This window comes from Endobacterium panacihumi (assembly GCF_050847465.1).
Lineage (GTDB): Bacteria > Pseudomonadota > Alphaproteobacteria > Rhizobiales > Rhizobiaceae > Neorhizobium > Neorhizobium panacihumi.
This window is the reverse complement of record NZ_JBOZRA010000020.1, coordinates 1-1479: the sequence shown is the minus strand read 5'-3', so window position 1 is coordinate 1479 and position 1479 is coordinate 1. Positions and strand designations below refer to the sequence as shown.

Genomic DNA, 1479 nt, shown 5'->3' with positions numbered 1-1479 from the left:
CCGCAAGGAGGCAGCTAACCACGGTAGGGTCAGCGACTGGGGTGAAGTCGTAACAAGGTAGCCGTAGGGGAACCTGCGGCTGGATCACCTCCTTTCTAAGGAAGTTGTGGAATTGGTAAGACGCCTGTCTTGAATAGGATGAACCTTCCCGTACTTTTTAGAACAATAGATGGCACCAGTCAGGTGACCATCGAAACGCAATACGCCACGGAGCTGCTTCGATGCAGCCGGATGGTATGGCGAAGTGCCGCCGACTACGTTTCTCTTTCTTCAAGAAGACAATTACCGCAAGCTCGGTGTCCAGGATGTGGGGTTGAAAAAGCCTTGCAAGCGAATGGGCCTGTAGCTCAGTTGGTTAGAGCACACGCTTGATAAGCGTGGGGTCGGAAGTTCAAGTCTTCCCAGGCCCACCATTCGCTTTTGTGCGTGGTGGACATGGTGACGGACTTGGGTCTGGATGAGCTTTGCGGATATGGTGTTGATGAACGGGCTTTGACTGATCCTGTCAGTACGGGCTGTTCCCAAGGAATTGGGGCTGTAGCTCAGCTGGGAGAGCACCTGCTTTGCAAGCAGGGGGTCAGCGGTTCGATCCCGCTCAGCTCCACCATTTTGTGTCCTGACGCTGTCGCGGCTGACGCCGCTGCGCTCCGGACGGGCCGGCCAACGATGGCCGACGACCTCTGGTCTACGGGGTGCAAAACATTGTCTTCTGAAGAAAAATAAGTTTGCACAGACCGTCTGGTCTTGTGCCTGTTCTGCAAAAATCGTGAAGAGAAGATTGATCTGGAGGCTTCCAGGTTCGGATTTAGGTCCGGGTTTGAAGCTGATCCTTATGATGTCGTTGATGGCCTAGCCGGCCGGACACGAAAGAGGGATCGGTGGAGATAGGAAGCTTGTCACTCTGGTCGGTCGTTGTTTGAGCCTTCGGGTTCATCTGACGACTTATTGATGTCCGTTTGCTAACCGCACGGACCCGGATTTAATCTCGAGAAGCTGGTCTTAAGATCGGACACAAGAGAGCTGCTCGGCGTAGCTCCAATAAAGTGATCCGATCGAAAAAGAACACGTCGATGGCATCATGAGATGGTTGGGTTGTAAAAGGTAGCCCGGCTGCCTGTTCTAACGAGCAGGCTATATTGATGAGCATTGGCAATGAGAACGATTAAGTGTCGTAAGGGCATTTGGTGGATGCCTTGGCATGCACAGGCGAAGAAGGACGTGATACGCTGCGAAAAGCCGTGGGGAGCTGCGAATAAGCTTTGATCCATGGATCTCCGAATGGGGCAACCCACCTTAAATACCTAGAAAGTTTAAGCCGTACTTCGGTACGGTTTAGGTTTCTAGGTATTGTTATAAGGTATCTACACCTGAATACATAGGGTGTAAGAAGCGAACTCAGGGAACTGAAACATCTAAGTACCTGAAGGAAAGGACATCAACCGAGACTCCGCAAGTAGTGGCGAGCGAACGCGGACCAGG

2 tRNA genes and 2 rRNA genes are annotated in these 1479 nt (G+C 52.2%); all 4 read left to right on the top strand.

Annotation, left to right across the window (positions count from 1 at the left end):
• Nucleotides 1-95 (top strand): 16S ribosomal RNA (locus ACRQ1B_RS29135); the annotation flags it as partial.
• 241 nt (nt 96-336) lie between these two features.
• Nucleotides 337-413: transfer RNA gene (locus ACRQ1B_RS29130), tRNA-Ile, on the top strand.
• Nucleotides 414-531: 118 nt separating this feature from the next.
• Nucleotides 532-607: transfer RNA gene (locus ACRQ1B_RS29125), tRNA-Ala, on the top strand.
• A 553-nt stretch (nt 608-1160) separates the two neighbouring features.
• Nucleotides 1161-1479, top strand: a 23S ribosomal RNA gene (locus ACRQ1B_RS29120); the annotation flags it as partial.